5 protein-coding genes are annotated in these 18,926 nt (G+C 65.8%); 1 reads left to right on the top strand and 4 read right to left on the bottom strand.

Translation table 11 applies throughout. The features are described from left to right. Window positions 1-358: 358 nt before the first annotated feature. Window positions 359-1,012: a trypsin-like peptidase domain-containing protein gene (locus tag ACI2KS_RS19320; protein ID WP_404622594.1), complete on the top strand. Its 654-nt coding sequence runs from the start codon at window positions 359-361 to the stop codon at window positions 1,010-1,012. Here ACI2KS_RS19320 and ACI2KS_RS19315 read toward each other — a convergent pair whose 3' ends face one another. From ACI2KS_RS19315 to ACI2KS_RS19300, 4 genes are all read right to left on the bottom strand, one after another. Next, window positions 1,013-2,221, bottom strand: coding sequence for an HlyD family efflux transporter periplasmic adaptor subunit (locus ACI2KS_RS19315; protein WP_404622593.1), 1,209 nt, complete (start codon window positions 2,219-2,221; stop codon window positions 1,013-1,015). Continuing rightward, the gene (locus ACI2KS_RS19310) at window positions 2,218-4,380 is read right to left on the bottom strand and encodes a type I secretion system permease/ATPase (RefSeq protein ID WP_404622592.1); all 2,163 of its coding nucleotides are present in this window, start codon (window positions 4,378-4,380) and stop codon (window positions 2,218-2,220) included. Before ACI2KS_RS19310 ends, ACI2KS_RS19315 begins: the two co-directional genes overlap by 4 nt. Next, the gene (locus ACI2KS_RS19305) at window positions 4,377-5,807 is read right to left on the bottom strand and encodes a TolC family outer membrane protein (RefSeq protein ID WP_404622758.1); all 1,431 of its coding nucleotides are present in this window, start codon (window positions 5,805-5,807) and stop codon (window positions 4,377-4,379) included. The genes ACI2KS_RS19310 and ACI2KS_RS19305 overlap by 4 nt, the downstream gene beginning before the upstream one ends. Window positions 5,808-5,878: 71 nt before the next feature. Next, window positions 5,879-18,721 (bottom strand): BapA/Bap/LapF family large adhesin, encoded by a 12,843-nt coding sequence (locus ACI2KS_RS19300; RefSeq protein ID WP_404622591.1) that lies wholly within the window; start codon window positions 18,719-18,721, stop codon window positions 5,879-5,881. Window positions 18,722-18,926: the final 205 nt, after the last annotated feature.

Below are 18,926 nucleotides of genomic sequence, written 5' to 3'. Positions count from 1 at the left end.
GTAAATCCCCTGCGCAGGGTTTATTGGCGCTTCGCGCCAGATCGCCAGCAAGCCGGCTCCTACGCCCTGCGGGCAGAATCAAAGGACTTCCTTGGGCCGGAATCACAAACGGGCGGCGCCCCCCATTCTGCTTCGGCCCGGAGGGCGCCTTTGATCGTTCCCACGCTCTGCGTGGGAATGCCGTGTGTGACGCTCCGCGTCAATTACCCATCACCCACCCGCCACCCCACAATCCATACCTTGGATCCAATGCACTGAATTTATCGGTAGCAGACAAACGGTAGCCTGAGTCTATTGCAAGCCATGATGGCTCAATGACATATTGGCCTCACCATCCACCGCCCATTCGGGTGCAAAAATGCGTCCCATAAAGTCACTTGTTGCGGCCTCAGTGCTGCTCAGCGGGTGCAATGGAGTGCCAACCGCTTTTACCCAGGACCCCGTATTTGATCAGGCCTTCGTCGTCCATTCGGGCGCGCCGCTGCCGTATGTGCTCATGGGCACAGCGATACAGTGGAATGAAGATTACGCCGTCACGGTCAAGCACATCCCCTATCTGTCCGGCGCTGTCTATCAAGGTCAGGGCGATGTTCAGTTCTTCCGCCACAAGGCCAGCGGCGTGCCGGCGTGGCGGGCCTACCACCCTGGCGAGGCGCTGACGGCAGTGGGGTACAACTCGCTGTACATGTCGGTCAAGGGCAGTGGCCATGCGTTGTCGGCGATGGTCCGACTGGACCCCAAAGAGGGCAGCGTGATGTACGCCACCCACGACGGTCCGACCGCCAAGGGCATGTCAGGAGGACCGGTATTCTCGGCAGACGGCAAGGTGGTCGGCATCACTGTGGCGTTTCTCACGCAAAGCGATCTGAACGCCATCAAGCGTCCGGATCTTGCCGGCGAGCCCCGGGTCAGCATCTTTCTCCCCTATGTGGAGATCAATCGCGAATGGAACCGCTACCTGGCCCAGGCTCACCCGCTGACGCCGCCACCGACCCGGCTCGCCAGCCGCTGATCAGCGTTCGCGCAGGGCCTCACGGGCCCTGTTGAGCGGTTTGATCAGGTAGTCGAGTACCGTCTTTTCACCGGTGCGGATGTCCACCGTGGCGATCATGCCCGGGACGATGGCGAAGGTCTTGCCGGCCTTGTTGCGCAAGACATCGGAATCAGTGCGGATGAACACGCGGTAGTAAAAGACCTCGGGTTTGACCTCGTCCTGAAGGGTGTCCGGGGAGATCGCCACCACCTTGCCGTCAAGGCTGCCGTAGATCGAATAGTCGTAGGCGGTGATTTTCACCTTGGCCTGCTGGTCGGGGTGAATGAAGGCGATGTCGCGTGGCGAAATTCGCGTTTCGATCAGCAGCTGATCGTCCAGCGGCACGATCTGCATCAGCTGGCCGTTGGGTGGAATCACCCCGCCAATGGTGGTGACTTCGATGTCCTTGACGATACCCCGCACCGGCGAGCGCAGGGTCAGACGCGACAACGAATCGTTGCGACCACGGATCACCGCCACCAGCATTTGCGCCTCGGCATTGGCCTTGGCCAGGTCTTCCCGGGCGCGGACCATGTAATCGGAACGTGCCTCGGTGGCCTTGAGCTCCAGCTCCGAGCGCTGACGGTTCAGGCGCAGCACTTCGACCCGACTGGAGGCGCCGATTTTGGCGAGGTTTTCGGTGATCTCGAGTTCGCTGCGCACCAGCTTCAATGAACTCTGGATCCCCGTGAGGGTGTCTTCCAGACCTCTGCGACGGGTTTTGTACAGCTCGCTCTCGGCGCGGATCAGGTCGGGGGAATCATCCAGCGCGTGATCGAACTTGAGCGGTTGTTCGCTGACCTCGGCCTGCAAGCGGTTCACACTGGCCAGGGCTGCACGGTACTTGGCCTCGCTTTCGCCGACGTTGGATTCGTTCTTCACCGCGTCCAGTTGCGCCAGCACCTGACCGCGCTCCACCAGCGCGCCTTCGGTGACGAACATCTGCTTGACGATGCCGCCCTCCATCGACTGGATCAGTTGCTCGCGTGAGCTGGGCACCACTTTGCCGGTACCGGTGGACACCTCGACCACCTCGAACCAGGCGGCCCAGGCGAGAAAACAGGCGAGCATCAGCGCACAGCCCCAGATCACCCGCACGCCGCCGGCAATGCTGCGTTCATCGGTGCCGTCCAGGTAGGAAATCTGCTCGGGCAGGCGTGGGGTCGGGGTCGACGTCAGGGCGTTCATGCCTGGGCTCCTTGCGGTTGGCGCAGCCGCGCCAGGGCGGCGTCGCGCGAGTCGTCGATGACGATCCGTCCGTTGTCCAGAACGATGATGCGCTCGACCATCTGCAACACACTGACCCTGTGCGTGGCGACAATCAGCGTCCGGCCCTGGCACCAGCTGCCGAGTTTTTCCAGCAGCAGGCGCTCGGTGATGTCGTCCAGCGAGGCGGTGGGTTCGTCCAGCAGCAACACCTGCGGCTGACGGATCAACAGGCGCGACAGCAGCAGACTCTGGCGTTGTCCGCCCGACAGCCCCAGCCCCCCTTCGAGGATCAGGTGATCCATGCCCTTGGGCATTAGCCGGACGAACTCCAGGGCGCCGGTGACCGACAGCGCGGCGATGATTTCCTGATCGCTGGCTTGTCCGGCGCCGAGCGTGATGTTGTCGCGCAGCGTGCCGTGGAACAGGCGCGCCTGCTGGGACATCAAGCCGACATCGCGGCGCAGGTCGGCCGGGTCAAGGTGGCCCAGGGCAATGCCGTCCAGGGTGGTCTGGCCCGTGGCCAGATCCATGGCGCCGGCAAGCGCCTGCAAGAGAGTCGATTTGCCCGCACCGTTGCGCCCGAGAATGGCAATCCGCTCGCCGGGGCGGATGTTCAGGTCGATGGCACTGAGTGCCGGCGCGGCGTCTTCGCTGTAGCGAAACCCGGCCTGGCGCAGCTGGTAGTCACCCCGAATGGCGGGCAGGTGCACACGCTGGCTGCCTTCGGGATGATCCACCGGCATCTGCATGATCCGGTTCAGACCCTGCAGCGCGACCTTGGCCTGTTGCCAGCGGGTCAGTACATGGGTCACCTGCGCCATGGGCGCCATCATCCGCGACGACAGGATCGATGCGGCCACCAGGCTGCCGGTGGTGAGGTCTCCAGCGATCACCATCGGCGCGCCGCAGACGATCACCACCGCGAACACACCGCCCTGGACGCTCTGGGTCCAGGCCACCAGGCTGTTGGTCAGGGTGCGCAGGCGCAGGCTGCTGTCGGCGGAGGCGGCGTTGTAGTGATTCCACTGTTGCTGAAAACGCTGCTCGGCTTGCAACGCCTTGATGTCGTCCATGCCTTGCACGCTTTCCACCAGCATGGCGTTGCGCAGGGCAGCCTCGCGCATCGACGCGTTGGCCAGCCTGGCCAGGCGCCGCTGCGCCAGAACGCCTGGCAGGATCATCGCCACCAGCGCCAGCAGGGGGATCAGCACCAGTTGCCCGCCGATCAGGTAAAACACCAACACAAACAGCACAAAGAACGGCAGGTCGGCCAGTGCCGTGGCGGTGCTTGAGGTGATCAGGTCGCGAATCTGCTCCAGCTCACGTAACTGCGAAATGAACGAGCCGGTGGATTTGGGTCGTGCCGAATTACGCAAGCGCAGGGCGTGGCCGAAGACCAGGTCCGAGACTCTCAGGTCGGCACGTTTGCCCAGCACGTCGGTGATGCGCAGACGCATGATGCGCATCACGAAATCGAACAGCAGCGCCAGCATCACCCCGCCGAACAGAACGTACAGCGTCGGCAGCGACTCGGCCGGAATCACCCGGTCGTAGACCTGCATCGAAAACAGCACCCCGGCCATGCCCAGCAGGTTGGCCACCAGCGACGCCAACATGACCTGCGAATAGGGGCGCAGGTCGCTGAGCACGATGCGCCGGAACCAGTGCTCGTCGTAGGGTTTGATGTAGTCGTTGGTGCGCACGTCGCTCAGCGGCTGGGTCGGGCGCAGGATCACCGTGCGCAGTGCCTGCTCGGCAAGCGTGGCCGGCTCCATGCGGCTTTGCAGACCCTGGTCGCCACTGAAGGCAATGCCCAGTTCGCCTTGCTCGCCGACGCTTTCGATCACCCCCACCTGGCCGTCGCGCAGCTGCACCACCAACGGCGTGCGCCAGCGGCTCAGGCTTTTGCGATCGTAGTCGGCGAACTTGACGCTCAGTCCAGCCTGCCGGGCCATGTGCCTGACCACTTCCTCGACCCTACCTTCGCCTTGCACCGAGGCCAGGCGAATGCTTTGCGGCGAGACGTCGAGGCGGTAATGCCGTGCGACCTTGAGCACCGCGTCGAGCCAGGGGCCGAAGTCGTGTCGAGCGTTGTCGGCCAGCGCGGCCTCTTGGGGGATGACGATGGTATCGGTCATGGCAGGATCTCCACGTGCTGAATCGTGCTGTGGTCGATGCCGAAGGCTCGGCGCATGCCGCCGCTGTTGTAGAGGCAATCGATTTGCAGACGGCGCAGGTCGGCCTGGGTGTTGGCCAGATCGAAGCGCGACTGGTGGATTTCCTGTTCGGCGTTGAGCAAATCCAGCAACGGCCGGGTGCCCAGCTCCAGGTACTGCCTGCCGTACAGTTCTCGGGCCTCGGTGATGCTGTTCTGACGCAGCTGCAACGAGTTGAGCCGGCGGGTCAGGCCGGAGGTCTGCGCCTGGGATTCGGTCAGGCCCTGACGCGCCTGCAACTTGGCGGCGTCTTCGGCGGAGTCGGCCGCGCTGAGGGCGTAACCTGCCGCGCGACTGCGGGCGCTGATGGCGCCGCCTTGATAGATCGGCACTTCCAGGTTGAGAAAGATCGCCACCTGGGTGCGGTCGATGGCCGGATTCTGCTCATCGTAGTTGTTGTCCAGGTACTGGTTGAACGACGGCTGCAAGGACAGGGTGGGGTAGGCTTCAGCCTTGGCCTGGGCCAGTTCGGCCTGCGCCTGGGTGCGCTGCGCCACCGCCTGCAACACCGCTGGCAGCGCGTCGGTGATGACCGGCGCATTGCAGGACTGGCCGAGCGATGGCGCAAAGTCGTTGCTGACCTGGGGCGTGGTCTGGCGCCCGAGCAGGTTGGACAAGGTTGCCTGCCAACGGGCGTACTGGGCCTTGTACTCCTGCAGCGTGGCGATCGCGCCGTCGACCCGCGACTGCGCCTGGACCACATCGGAGCGGGTGCTGGCGCCCATGTCGCTGCGCTGTCTGGCCAGCTCGACGATGTCCCCGACGCCATGAATCTGCTGGCGCGCGATGTCGAGCAATTGCTGGTAGCGCTGCACCTCGACAAAGGCGAACGCCGTGTCGCGCCCCACCTGATCGATGGCCAGCAGAATGCTTGCCTGACTGCGCGCGGCCTTGGCCCGCGCCGCTTCCACGGCGTTGGAGACCTTGCCGAAGTCGTAGAGCATCTGCTTGAGTGAGATGCTTACCGACTGACTGCTGGCATCGCCGCCGTAGCCGCTGTTGTAGCCACCCTTGATGCCCCCGGCGACCTGCGGGTAGTAGCCCGATTCGGCGACGTTGATGCCCTCGGCCTGTTGGTACAGCGTGCCGATCGCCTCGCTGATGCTCGGGTGCCAGTCAACGGCCAGGCGTACCGCCTGCTGCAGCCCCAGGGTCTCGGTGTGTTCGTCACGGGCAAGCGCTGCGACGGGCTGTGCCCCGGCACGGGGTTTTGCTGTCTTGTCGCGGGCCTTTTCCGGCTGGCTCTGCAGCCGGGAAGGGCTGATGCTGCGAAGACCGGGGTCAATATATTCCTCGGCCGATACGCAGCTGTTGATCCCTTGGTGCAGGCCGAGGGTCAGCACGACCATCGACCATTTTTTGCGGCGAGCAGACTTCACATGGTTCCCTTACTGTCGGTTTGCTGGCTTCCCTTGTCGCGTCAAACGACTTGCACGCCGTTCTGCACCCACAGATGGTGACTCGGATCCTCCTGCGGGGTGTATTGGGTGTAGTCGATTCCGCCGGCCTGGTGGCTGCCGTCGGCGGTCCAGACGTCGGTCATGTGCACGCTGTCCTTGCTGTCGCCCTTGATCAGCAATGTGCTGTTTTCAGGAGAGGTAATGGACAGCACATCGGCCAGGTTCAGCGTCAGCGAAACCGCGCTGGTGTGGTTCAGGTCGAGGATCTCGATGTTGTGAATACGGCTTTGCAGGTCACCCAGATTGATCGCGGCATCGCCGCCTGCCCACAGCAAGGTATCGGTGCCGCTGCCGCCATCGACGGAGGCGAAGTTCTGGTCGGCGATGATCAGCGTGTCATTGCCCGCGCCACCGTTGAGGGTGACGGCGCCACCGTGGGTACCCAGCAGCGTGTCGTTGCCATCGGTGCCCTGGACCAGTTCGGTGCTCGTCACCTGGGCCACGGCCAGTGCGGCGCTGTGGTCGTCCACCGTGGACAGCGCCGCAAAGCTTGCGCTGGCCTTGGCCGCGGCCTGGTCCAGGTCGATGGTCAGGCTGGCAGTATCGGTGGTGCCGTTGGGGTGGGTCAGCTGATAGTTGAACACGTCGGCGTGACCGATGACTGCGTTGCTCAGGCCGGCATTGAGCGTGTAGGTGTAGCTGCCGTCGGCGTGCACCAGCAGCGAGCCGTAGGTGCCCGCGATGGTGGTGCCGTTGTACCCCGGCGTCACGTAGCTGCCGGCGAGCAATACGCTGAGCAGGGTATAGGGCGAACCCAGGACATCGACGCCGCCGCCTGCGACATCGGTGAGCAGATTGCCGGACACCGGCGTATAGCTGCCGACCACGAACTGGTTGTTGTAGGTGGTGGCGCTGATCAGGCTGGTATTGACGGTGGTCAGCAGGCCCACGCCGCCGACTGCGACCCGCACCTGATAGGTGCCGGCGGTCTGGTCATCGAAATTGACCCCGTAACTCCCCCCACCCAGACTCAGCAGTGAGGCACCGCCATAGCTTTTGACCAGCACGTACTGGTTACTGGCGTTGAGTTTGTACAGCCCGACCGTCAGCGAGCCGAGCAGGGTCAACAGATTGCTGGCGTTGACCACCACGGTCAGGTCACTGACAGTGTTGCTCGCAACGCTGGTGGTGTAGGTGCCGCTGCCGCCCCCGAGTAACACGCCGAAGCTGCCCAGTGCCGTCAGCGGCGAGGTGACTTCCTTGTTCACCAGGGTGATCGCCGAATGGGCAATGTCATCGGTGGCGTCAACCAGCAGTGCCGGGCTGCTCAGGCTGCTGTCGTTCCAGACCTCTGTAGCTTGCGGGCTGTCGATACGCACGTAGAGGCTGGCGCTATCGCTCAGGCCGTTGGGGTGCACCAGCTGGTAGCTGAACACATCGACCTTGCCGACACTGCTCACCGCGCCATTGGCGGTGTAGGTGTATTTGCCCGTCGAGTCGATGTTCAACGTCCCGTACAACCCTTGCACCGTGGTGCCGGCGCCGGCGCCGGCACTGACATAACTGCCGTTTTTCAGCACCTGCAATACGGCGCCGTTGTCCGGCCCGGTCTGGTCGACCTGGCCATCGGTGCCGACGTCGCTGATGACGTTGCCGGTGGTTGCAGTGCCTGCGCTGCCGGTGAACTGGGTGAGGCTGATGGTATCGAGTGACAACACTGAAGTGACGGTCGTTACGATGCCTATGCCGGTGCTGGAGACGATCAGCCGGTAGTCACCGCTTTGCAGGTCACCCATGGTGACCTGAACGCCTTGACCGGCAAGCCCGAGGATGTCCAGCAGGCCGCCGTTGCCGTTGACGTCCAGGGTCACCCAGTTGCCGCTAGCGTCCTTGACCTGCAGGGCGTAAACGACCCCATCGATCAAGCTCAAGAGGCTGGCGGTGTTCAGGGTCAGCGTGGGGTCGACATGGGTACCGCTGGCCACGCTGAAGCTGTAGGTCTTGCTGAAGCCTGAGAGCAGGGTGGTAAAGGAATCAGCGATATTCTGCACCGCATGTGCGGGGGCAATGTTGACGGTGGCGATGGCCAGGTTGTCGCTGGCCGACACCGGGGCATTGGCATCGATGTCGGGGGCAGTGACGCTGGTGTCCAACGAGACGTTGCCATGGGTATCGGTCAGGCTGACAGACAGCTTCTCGCCGTTGATCTGCGGAGCATTGAGGGTGACGCTGAACACGCCGGTGCCACCCACTACGGCTCTGCCCAGTTCCGCGCCGCTGGCGGCCTTGACGATCACGGTCGATCCCGCTTCACCGGTGCCGCTCAGGCTCAGGCCGTCGGCACTGACCAGCAGCGTGCTGGCGGCCACCGGTGCCGTCAGGTCCGGCGCGGTCGCACTGGTGGCCAGCGACACGTTGCCCGCAGCGTCCGCCTGGGTGACGCTGAGTACCTCATTGTTGATCAGCGCGGTCGGCAGGGTGATCGAGAACGTGCCGTTGGCCGCGACGGTGCCTGTGGCAAGCACCACGCCGGCGGCGCTGCGCACGCTGACGGCCGAACCGGCGACCCCGGTACCGGTGACCAGCGTGCCAGTGGCGTTGACCAGCGCGGTGGCGGGCGCGACCGGCGCAGTGCTATCCGGCGCCGTGAAGCTGGCGGCCGCCGACACATTGCCGGTGGCGTCGACCAGGCGCACGGTCAGGGCCTGGCCATCGAGCTGCGGCGGGCTCAGGGTCAGGTTGAAGGTTGCGCCCAGACCCACCTGTGTGGTGCCCAGCAGGGTATTGCTCGCGTCGTAGACATTGACCGTGGCGCCGACTTCGCCGGCGCCGGTCAGGGTCTGACCGTTGGCCGCCAGCGCCAGTGTGGTCGGCACGCTCGGTGCCTGGATATCAGTGGCGGTCAGGTGGGCGATGGGCGACAGGTTACCGGCAGGATCGGCCTGTTGAATGTTGAGGGTCTGGCCGTTGAGTTGCGCAGCGTTCAGTGTTGCGGCGAAGGTCCCGGCGGCGTTGACCACCACGCTGCCCAGCACAGTGCCGGCAGCGTTGGTGATTTTCACCGTTGCTCCGGCTTCGCCACTGCCGCTGACCAGCAGTCCGCCGCCGGTCAGTGCCAGGTTGCTCAAGGCCGCCGGTGGCGTGGTGTCCGCTGCATTGAGGTTGACGTTGGCCGAGAGGTTGCCGGCAACGTCGGTCTGCGCGACGCTCAAGGCCTGGCCGTTGAGTTGCGCGGCATTGAGGGTCGCCGCGAAGGTCCCATCGGCTGCCACCGTGGTGCTCCCCAGAACGCCCGCGGCGCTGCGCACGGTGACGGTCGCACCGGCTTCGCCCAGCCCGCTGAGAATCAGCCCCGCTGGGTTCAGCCCAAGCGCCGACGGCGCGGCAGGCGCGGTGATGTCCGGGGCTTTAACGTCCAGGGCAGGGGAAGGGTTGCCCGCCGGGTCATTCTGATGCGCGCTCAGTAGCTGGCCGTTGAGTTGAGGCGTGCCAAGCAGCGCACTGAAGGTACCGTTGGCCCCGACAATCGCCGTCCCCAACACAGCGCCGCCCGGTGCATTGATGGTGACGGTCGCGCCGACCTCGCCGCGACCGGTGACCAGCGTGCCCGTGGCATTGACCGCCAGGTCGCTGAGCACCGCCGGCGCTGTGGTGTCGGCCGCGACTATGGCGCCGGGCAGCGAAATTTCGCCGGTGGCTGCGGTGGCGGTGACTTGCAGGCTCTGGCCGTTGAGTTGCGGCCCGCTCAACGACACGCTGAAAGTGCCGTCGCCGCCAGTCAAGGCCGTCCCGAGCAGAGTGCCGCCGCTGCCATAGACATTGATTGTCGTGCCGATGGCGGCGGTGCCGCCGAGGGTCTGGCCATTGGCCGACAGCGTCAGATGCGCAGGCGCATCCGGCGGTTGCACGGACGGCACCGTGAGGTTGACTCCGGTCGAGGCGTTGGTGCCGGCATCGGTCTGGACCACCGTGAGCACCTGGCTGGACGGGACGGTGGCGTTGAGGTTGATGGTGAAGGTGCCGTCGGCCGCGACAGTGCCGCTGCCCAGCGTGGCACCCAGCGCATTGCTGACCACGACGCTGGCCCCGACTTCGCCGCGACCGACCACTTGATTGTGTGCAGCGTTGATCGTCAGCCCCGTGACCGCGTCAGGCGCCGTGGTATCGGGTGCCAGGAACACCCGCACCGGGGACGGGTTTTTCGCCGGATCCGTGGCCACCACCGACAGCAGCTGCCCGTTGGTCTGTGGCGTGTTGAGGTTGAAGCTGAACGCACCATTGATATCGGCCTGAGCGCTGCCCAGTAGCGTGCCGCTGGCGGAGGTAACGGTGACGGTACTGCCGGCTTCGGCGGTGCCGGTGATCAGCGTGCCCCCCGTCAGCGAGGTAACGGTCGGCAACAGCGGCGCGGTGGAATCCGGGGCGTTCACCGAGACCGGCGTGGAGTCGTTTTTCGCCGCGTCCAGTTGCACCACTGACAACGTCTGGCCGTTGAGTTGAGCGCTCGACAGGCCGACGCTGAAGCTGCCATTGGCGGCGACGGTTGCGGTCCCCAGTACCGTGCCCAGGTTGTTGCTGACGCTGACGGTGGCACCTGCTTCGCCGTTGCCGGTCAAGGTCAGGCCGTTCGGGCTGACCGCCAATTGCGTGACGGCTGCCGGATCGGTGACATCGGCGACCTGGTAAGAGAGCAGGGCGGAGCGGTTGGTGGCAGCATCGGTCTGGCTCACGATCAATGTCTGACCGTTGAGCTGCGCGGCCGACAGGGTGACGGTGAAATGACCGCTGGCATCCACGGTCGCGGTGCCGAGCGAAGCCCCCGTAGCGCTGCTGACACGGACCAGCGCGCCGACTTCACCGGTGCCGGTCAAGGCCAGACCATCGGCGCTCAGCGCGCTGACCACCGGCAGGCCAGGCGCGGTAAGGTCCGCCGCCGTGACGGTGGCCGCGACGGACGGATTGCCCACCACATCGCTTTGCACCACGCTGAGGACTTCACCGTTGAGTTGAGGCGCGTTCAGCGTGACGCTGAAAGTGCCATTGGCCGCCACGGTGCCGGTGCCCAGGGTGGCGCCCGCGGCGTTGCTGATCACTAGATGCGCGCCAGCCTCGCCGGTGCCGCTGAGAATGCGCCCGGCAAGGTCCAGCCCCAGCCCCGTCACCGCCAGTGGCGCCGTGGTGTCCGGGGCAATCAGGGTGGCGGCCGCAGAGGCATTGCCGGCCGCGTCGGCAAGCACCACGTACAATTGCTCGCCGTTGTGTTGTGGCTGATCGAGGGAGATCAGAAAGGTGCCGTTTGCGCCCACGGCACCGCTGCCGACCACTTGACCGTTGGCCAGGGTCACGCTGATGGTCGCGCCGGCTTCACCGCTGCCGCTGAGGGTGTCGCCAGCGGCATTGAGTTTGAGATTGCCAGCGACCTGCGGTGGGGTCAGGTCGAACGCGGTGACGGTGACCCCGGCACTGATGTTTCCGGGCGGGTCGGCCTGCTGCACGGTAAGGGTTTGATGGTTGATCTGCGGCGTGTTCAGGGTGACGCTGAACGAACCGTTCGCCTGGACGATGGCGCTGCCCAGCAGGACGCCGCTGGCATCCTTGACCGTCACCGTGGCGCCGGGCTCGCCGGTACCTGTGACCAACACACCTGCACGGTTGATCGCGACATTGTCCAGCGGGTCGGGCGCAGAGGTGTCCGGCGCGGTCAGGCTGGACAGCGGCGAGACATTGCCCGCCGCATCGGCCTGCACCAGGGTCAGCACCTGAGCATTGGTCAAGGCGTTGGGTAGCACCAGGGTGAAGGTGCCGGTAGTGCCGACGGTGACGGTGCCCAGGACGACGCCCAGGCTGTCGCTCACTGTCACGTTGGCGCCCGCTTCGCCGTGCCCGCTGACGGTCTTGCCGTCGCTGGAGATAGCCAGCTGGGTCAGCGCCGTGGGGGCGGTGGTGTCGATCGAGGTGAACGGGCTTGCCGTGGAGGTGTTGCCTGCCGCGTCGGTCAGCGTGATCGCCAACACCTGACCGTTGGCTTGCGCGGTAGACAGGGTGACGTCAAAGCTGCCATCGATGCGCACCCTGCCGGTGCCCACCAGCGCGCCGGCGGCATTGTAGACCTTCACCGTGGCGCCCGCTTCACCGGTGCCGGAGAGCACGTTGCCGTTGCCGCTGACGCCGAGGATGCCCGGCGCGTCAGGGGCAATGAGGTCGCGGGCCAGCAGGTTGACGCTGGCCGATTCGTTCTGGCTGGCATCGGTCTGGGTGAGGGTCAGGGTCTGACCCGCCACCTGCGCGCTGTTGAGTGCCAGGCTGAAGGTGCCATTGGCGGCCACCACCGTGCTGCCCAGGGCGACGCCGCCGCTGCCGACCACGTTGACCGTCGCGCCCGCTTCGCCGCGCCCGGTCAGCGACACGCCATCGCTGGCCAGTACCAGGTTGCTCAGTGGGGCGGGAGCGGTGACGTCGGCGGCGATATAACCCGTGGCTACCGAGTTGATACCGTCGCTGGAAGTCGCCGTGGCTGCCAGTTGTTCGCCATTGAGCTGCGCGGCATTGAGGGTGGCGCTGAAGGTGCCGCCGCTGCCCACCAGTGCGCTGCCCAGCAGCACGCCCGAAGCGCTGCGTATGGTCACCGTGCTACCGACCGTGGCCGTACCTGTGAGTGTCAGGCCGTCGGCACTGAGCAACAGGTTGACTGGTGCGGCTTCCGCCAGGGGGCCGGGGGCGATGACCGATGCGCCCGGCGAGGCGTTGCCGCCGGTGTCGGTCTGAATCACGCTGAGGCTGGTACCCGCCGTCACGGCAGGCACAAGGGTCAGGTTGAAACTGCCATTGGCAGCCACCACGGTATTGCCCAGCGCATTACCGCCGGCATCGCGGACCACCACGGTTGCCCCGGCCTCACCGCTGCCGGCGAGGGTCGAGCCGTCGGTGGTGATGGCCAGGTTGCTGACCGCCGCCGGTGGCGTGCTGTCGCCGGCGTGGTACGCGGTGACGGCGGACTGATTGCCCGCCGCATCCGCAGCGCTCACATTGATGTTCTGTCCATTGAGCTGCGCGCTGTTGAGGGTCACGGTAAACGTGCCGTTGGCCGCCGTGGTGCCGGTACCCAGTACGTTGCCCGCTGCGTCGCGCACGGTGATGCTGCTGCCCGCTTCAGCGCTGCCGGACAATTGCAGGCCGGCAACGTTGAGCGACACCACGACCGGGGCATCCGGTGGCGTCAGGTCTACCGACACCACGTTGACCGCAGTCGACACATTGCCCGGCGGGTCCTCCTGGGTCACGGTCAACAGCTGGGCGTTGATCTGCGGGGTGCTCATGCTCAGGCTGAATGCGCCATTGCCCTGGACCAGACCGGTGCCCAGCAACGTGCCGTCGACACTGCGCACACTGACCGTCGCGCCGGGCTCGCCATGGCCGACCACGGTGATGCCGTCGGCATTGACCGACACCTGGGTCAGGGCTGCCGGTGGGCTGGTGTCGGGGGCGCCAAGGCTGGCCGATGGCGAGACGTTGCCGCTCGGATCGGTCTGGCTGATGTCCAGGGTCTGGCCGTTGACAGGGGCTGGCACCAGAGTGACGTTGAACGCGCCGTCGCTGCCGACCACTGCGCTGCCCAGGACGGTGCCGCCGGCGTTGGTCACCTTGACCGTGGCGCCTGCTTCGCCGGTACCGCTCAGGACCGTGCCGTCCGCGCTGATCCGGGTGTTCTGCACCGCTGCAGGCGGGGTGCTGTCTTTGGTGGCCAGGCTGGCGTCCGGCGAGACATTGCCCGATCTGTCGGTGAGGCTGATGTGCAGCGCCGCACCGTTGGTTTGTGCGCTGGGCAGGGTGATCTGGAAGTGACCGCTCTGGTCCACAGTGCCGGTGGCCAGCACGGTGCCGGCGGCATCGCGGACTGTCACGGCAGCGCCAACTTCTCCCTGGCCACTGACCACGGTGCCGACGTTGTTGATACTCAGGCCAGTGGCGGCGCCCGGCGCTTGCAGATCCGGCGCGGAAACATTCCCCGCCTGCGAGACATTGCCCGCCGCGTCGCGCTGGGTCGCGATCAACACCTGGGCATCATGCTGCTGGGCGTTGAGTGTCACGCTGAAGCTGCCGCTGCTGCCCACCACCGCGGTACCGAGCAGGGTGCCACTGCTGTTGCTGATGGTCACCGTTGCCCCAGCTTCACCCTTGCCCGATACCACGCTGCCATTGGCGTTGACAGTCAGGGCGGTCGGGGCATCCGGGGCGGTGCTGTCGCTGGCGATCACGGTGCCTGGCACCGAGCTGTGGCCGCTGGCATCGCTGGCGGTGACGTGCAGGGTCTGTGCATTCAGCTGCGCGAAGTTCATGCGGATGCTGAATCGGCCTAGGCTGTTGACCAGTCCTGAGCCCAGGCTTGCACCGGCGTTATCGGTGACGGTGACGGTGCTGCCCGGGGTGCCGGCGCCCGTCAGGGTAAAGCCGTCGCCGCTGAGCAGCAGGTTGCTCGGGCTGGCCAGCTGCGTGCCGTCAGGGCCGGGCAGGGCGACGGCGGTCGAGGCATTCCCGCCGGCGTCGATGCTCACCACTTCCAGGGTATTGCCCGTGACGGCTGGCGGATTGAGGGCAATGACGAAGACCCCGTCGTTGCCCACGGTGCCCGAGCCCAGTGGGGTGCCGGTCGAGGTACTGACCGTGACCGTGGAGCCAGGTTCGCCGGTGCCCGACAGGCTGGTACCGGCGGGGTTGATCGCCAGGTTCTGCACCGGATCAGGGGCGGTGTCGTCCGGTGCCGTGGTCTGCACCGGCAGCGAACTGTTGACGCCATTGGTTGCCACCACTTGCAAGGTCTGGCCGTTGGTCAGCGCGGTGTCCAGAGTGACCGTGAAGGTGCCGTCCAGGTTGACCACCGTGGTGCCCAGCAGCTGGCCGTTGGCGTCGAGCACGTTCACCGTGTCCCCGGCGTGGGCCGACCCTGAGACGACCAGGCCGGCATCGTCGACGCTGATGCCGGTCGGCGCCAATGGCGCGGCAAGGTCCGGGGCCGTCACGCTGCTGACGGGAGAGGGCAGATGACTGGCATCGGCTTGTGTGACGCTGAGCAGCTGGCCGTCAAGCTGCGCAGGATTCAACGTGACGCTGAAATGGCCATTGCCGTCGACCACGGCGCTGCCCAGGGTTTTGCCGTTGGCATCCTGGACGGTCACGGTGTCGCCGACCTGGCCATTGCCGCTGACCGTCGCGCCATTGCCGCTGATCCCGACATTGCTCAGGGCTGGCGGCGCGGTGGTGTCCGGCGCAGTGACTGGGGAGCTGGACGAGAGATGACCGACCGAGTCTGACTGGCTGACCTGCAAAGTCTGACCGTCGGTCTGTGGGGTCGTCAGGTTGATCTGGAAATTTCCGGACGGGTCAACGGTGGTATCGCCCAGCGAATCGCCATTGGCGGCGTAAGCGGTAACCGTCGCTCCCGGCTCCCCGGTACCGGTCAACATCGCGCCCGTGGCATCGAGCTTCAAGTCCGCAGGCGCAGCCGGCGCCTGAATGTCCGGTGCGTGTGCAGGCACCGCAGCCGAGGCGCCAGTCGAACCGTCTGCCTGGGTCACGCTCAGCAGCTGGCCATTGGTTTGCGCGCTGGTGAGGTTCACCTCAAAGCGGCCGTTGCTGCCGACCACTGCCGTGCCCAGGGCTTGACCCTGAGCGTCAGTGACGGTCACCGTCGCACCGACCTGGCCATTACCGCTGACCACCAGCCCGTTCGCCGAGACGTTGACCGCGGTGACGCTATCGGGCACCGACAGATCGGGCGCGCTGACCGTGGCCGGCGCGGAAACGTTGCCCGCGCCATCGGTCTGGGTGACGTGCAGGACCTGCGCGTCGGTTTGCGCGGTGTTCAGGGTGAGCGAAAAACTGCCATCGCTGCCGACCGTGCCTGAGCCCAGCGAGTTGCCGGTGGGGCCCAGTACGGCAATGCTCGCGCCGGCCTCACCCTTACCGCTGAGCACCAGGCCTGAAGGGTCGAGGGCAAGCGCGGTGAGCGGCGTCGGCGCCTGGCTGTCGTCGGCAGCAAAGGTCACCACCGGCGCGGCATTGCCGGCGCTGTCGACCGAATGGATCAGCAGCGTCTGGCCGTTATTCTGCGCGCTGCTCAGGGCTACGCTGAAATGCCCGTCGGCACCGACGATCGCGCTGCCCAGGAGCTTGCCATTGGCGTCGGTGACGGTGATCCGCGAGCCTACCTTGCCGACCCCGTTGAGAACGTTGCCATTGCTGCCCACGCTGAGGGTGTCCGGCTGCAGCGTGCCACCTGGATCCGGAGCCTGCACCGGTGCACTGGCGGAGTGATTGCCGGCGGCATCGGTGAGCACCACGCTCAGCGCCTGGCCGCTGGTCTGCGCCGCGGACAGGCTCACGGCAAAGCTGCCGGTGCTCGACACCACTGCGGTGCCGAGTACATGGCCCTGGCCGTCAGTGACACTGACCTTGGCGCCTGCTTCGCCTCGACCGCTCAGGGTCAGGCCGTTGTTGCTGACGTTCAGTTCACTGGCCGCGACCGGCGCCGTAGCGTCGGTGGTAGGCAGCGGGACCGTGACCGAGCTTTCGCCGCTACCGTCCACGGCCACCACATCGAGCACCTGACCGCTGACCTGAGCCGGGTTCAGCGTGACATCGAAGCTGCCATCCTGCGCGACGGTGGCACTGCCAATGACGGCGCCACTGGCGTCGCGCACCTCGACCGTGGTTCCCGGCGTGGCGCTGCCAGTCAGGTGCGTACCGTCGGCACTGAGCGCCAGTTTGCCAGGGGTCGCGGGGCCGTCGGCATCGGGCGCAGTCACCTCGGCCACGGGCGAGGGATTGCCCTGAGCGTCGCTCTGGGTAATCTCCAGCTTGTCGCCCGGGGTGACCGCCGAGGACAGGGAAACCTGAAAGGTGCCGTTGGCCGCGACCAGCGTTTGCCCAAGCGCCGCGCCGCCGGCACTGGCAATCGTGACGGTGGCGCCGGGTTCGCCCTTGCCGGAAATCTGCGTGCCATCGGCGCTGATCACCACATCGCTGACCAAGGCTGGCGGTGTGCTGTCTTTAACGGTCAGCACCACCGGGGTCGAGCTGTTGCCGGCGGCATCGGTGGCATTGACATCCAGGCTCTGGCCGTCCTTCTGTGCCTCGTTGAGGGTGATGCTGAAACTGCCGTCAATGCCCGCCCGATCAAAGCCCAGCGTTCTGCCGGAGGCACTGCGCACCAGGATCCTGGCCCCTGCCTCGGCCTTGCCGGTCAGGGTCAGGCCGTCTGCCGACAGCAACAGATTGCTCGGTGCAACCGGCGCGGTGGTGTCCTTGGCGGTCACCGCGAAGTTGGAAGAGGCATTGCCCGCCGCGTCGGTCAGGGTGACTTGCAATACCTGGCCGTTGGTTTGCGGCGGATTCAAGGTGACGCTGAATGTACCGTTGGCAGCCACCGTGGTGGTGCCGAGCAAGGCGCCGCCGGCATCGATGACCGTGACTTTCGAGCCCGCCTCGCCCTGGCCGCTGACCAGGGTTCCGCTGGTGCTGATGGCGACATTGGTGGGCAACGCCGGCGGTGTTGCGTCCGAGCCGCCATTGCCATTGCCGTTGCCATCGCCATCGCCATCGCCATTTCCATTGCCATCGCCCGGCGCGGTGATGTCCGGAGCCTGGGTCTGCGCGTTTGCCGAGTGGTTGCCCGCCGCATCAATCGCGTTGACCGACAGCGTCTGTCCATCGTTCTGGGCAGGATTGAGCGCCAGGTTGAAGGTGCCGTTGGCGGCCACCACGCCGCTGCCGAGCAAGGTGCCATCGGCCCCGTGCACCTGAATGGTCGCGCCCGCTTCGCCGCGACCGGACAACGCCGTGCCGTTGGCGTTGACCTGCAGGTTGGCAGGGGCATCGGGGGCGGTAGTGTCGGCGGCGGTCAACGAACCGGGCGACGAGACATTGCCCGCCGCATCGGTGAGCGTCACGCCCAGGCTCTGGCCGTTGGTCTGGGCACTGCCGAGGGCTACCTGGAACCCGCCATCGGCGCCAACGATTGCGCTGCCCAGCAGGTTGCCAGCGCTGTCACGTACGGTCACAGTGCTGCCGGCCTCGCCGGTGCCGCTGAGCGTCTGGCCGTCGGTTGACAGCGTCAGGTTGCCAGGTGTCCCGGGGGCGACGGTATCGCCTGCGGTCGTGGTGCCGGGCGCAGAGGTATTGCCGGCGGCATCGGTGAGCGTGACGCCAACCGTCTGGCCGTTGGTTTGCGCGCTATTGAGCGGGATCGCGAAGTGCCCGTCGCTGCCCACCGTGCCGGTGCCCAGCACGTTACCGGCGGCATCGCGAATGGTGACCTGGGCCCCGGCTTCACCCAGACCGCTCAGCGTCTGGCCGTTGGCAGACAGGCCAAGGCCCGTCGGTGCGTCAGGCGCTGTGGTGTCGGCCGCCGAATTGCCGCCACTGCCTCCACCACCACCGCCTGATCCGGACGCTGCGGCAACACCGCCGCCGCCCAACAGGCCAAGGCCGGCAATGGCCCAGGCAGAGGTCGCGCCACTGACCAGGCCAGTGCCGGCGATCAGCTCATCGATCGACGAAATTTCGTCGAAGGTAAACCCGTTGAACGATTGGGCACTGTACTGAGCCTGCCAAAGGGTGCCGTCTTCACTCTGGAACACCATGTCGCTGACAGCCCCGTCAGGGCTGGTATTGAAGAAGTTGGCAACCTTGACGTGTTCGCCATTCTTGAGGTTGACCACCAGATCCTGGCCGTTGCGGCTGACCGATGCCACCTGGCTCGGGGCAACGGGCATCTGTACGACAGCAGGTTGTTTGAGTTGTAGATCACCCCAGGCGTGGGCATCTATCTGAGAAGTTGTTTTGTCAGCGACGACGATATTTTCCATTTTTCCAGATCCCTTACTTCGCTTCTCCACGTAACAACTACGCGAATTCCTTGGGCATTAGTGCTTGCAGCCGCCACGAGCGGCTATCGCCAAACATTTCTTGTGCGCGGGCAGCCATGCGCCCGTCCGTCTATGGAGTTGGCTGTGGGAACTTTAGATTGGATCCATGCGAGTGCAATGTTGGTATTTTGACGGTATCAGGTCG

The sequence above is a fragment of the Pseudomonas sp. NPDC087358 genome, assembly GCF_044900785.1.
Classification (GTDB): Bacteria; Pseudomonadota; Gammaproteobacteria; order Pseudomonadales; family Pseudomonadaceae; genus Aquipseudomonas.
This window is presented reverse-complemented; position numbering and strand designations above follow the sequence as displayed.

What these genes read in the sequence shown, in the direction of transcription:
- ACI2KS_RS19320 (WP_404622594.1), top strand. Translation starts at nt 359, where the DNA reads ATGCGTCCCATAAAGTCACTTGTTGCGGCCTCAGTGCTGCTCAGCGGG.
- ACI2KS_RS19315 (WP_404622593.1), bottom strand. Translation starts at nt 2,221, where the DNA reads ATGAACGCCCTGACGTCGACCCCGACCCCACGCCTGCCCGAGCAGATT.
- ACI2KS_RS19310 (WP_404622592.1), bottom strand. Translation starts at nt 4,380, where the DNA reads ATGACCGATACCATCGTCATCCCCCAAGAGGCCGCGCTGGCCGACAAC.
- ACI2KS_RS19305 (WP_404622758.1), bottom strand. Translation starts at nt 5,807, where the DNA reads ATGGTCGTGCTGACCCTCGGCCTGCACCAAGGGATCAACAGCTGCGTA.
- ACI2KS_RS19300 (WP_404622591.1), bottom strand. Translation starts at nt 18,721, where the DNA reads ATGGAAAATATCGTCGTCGCTGACAAAACAACTTCTCAGATAGATGCC.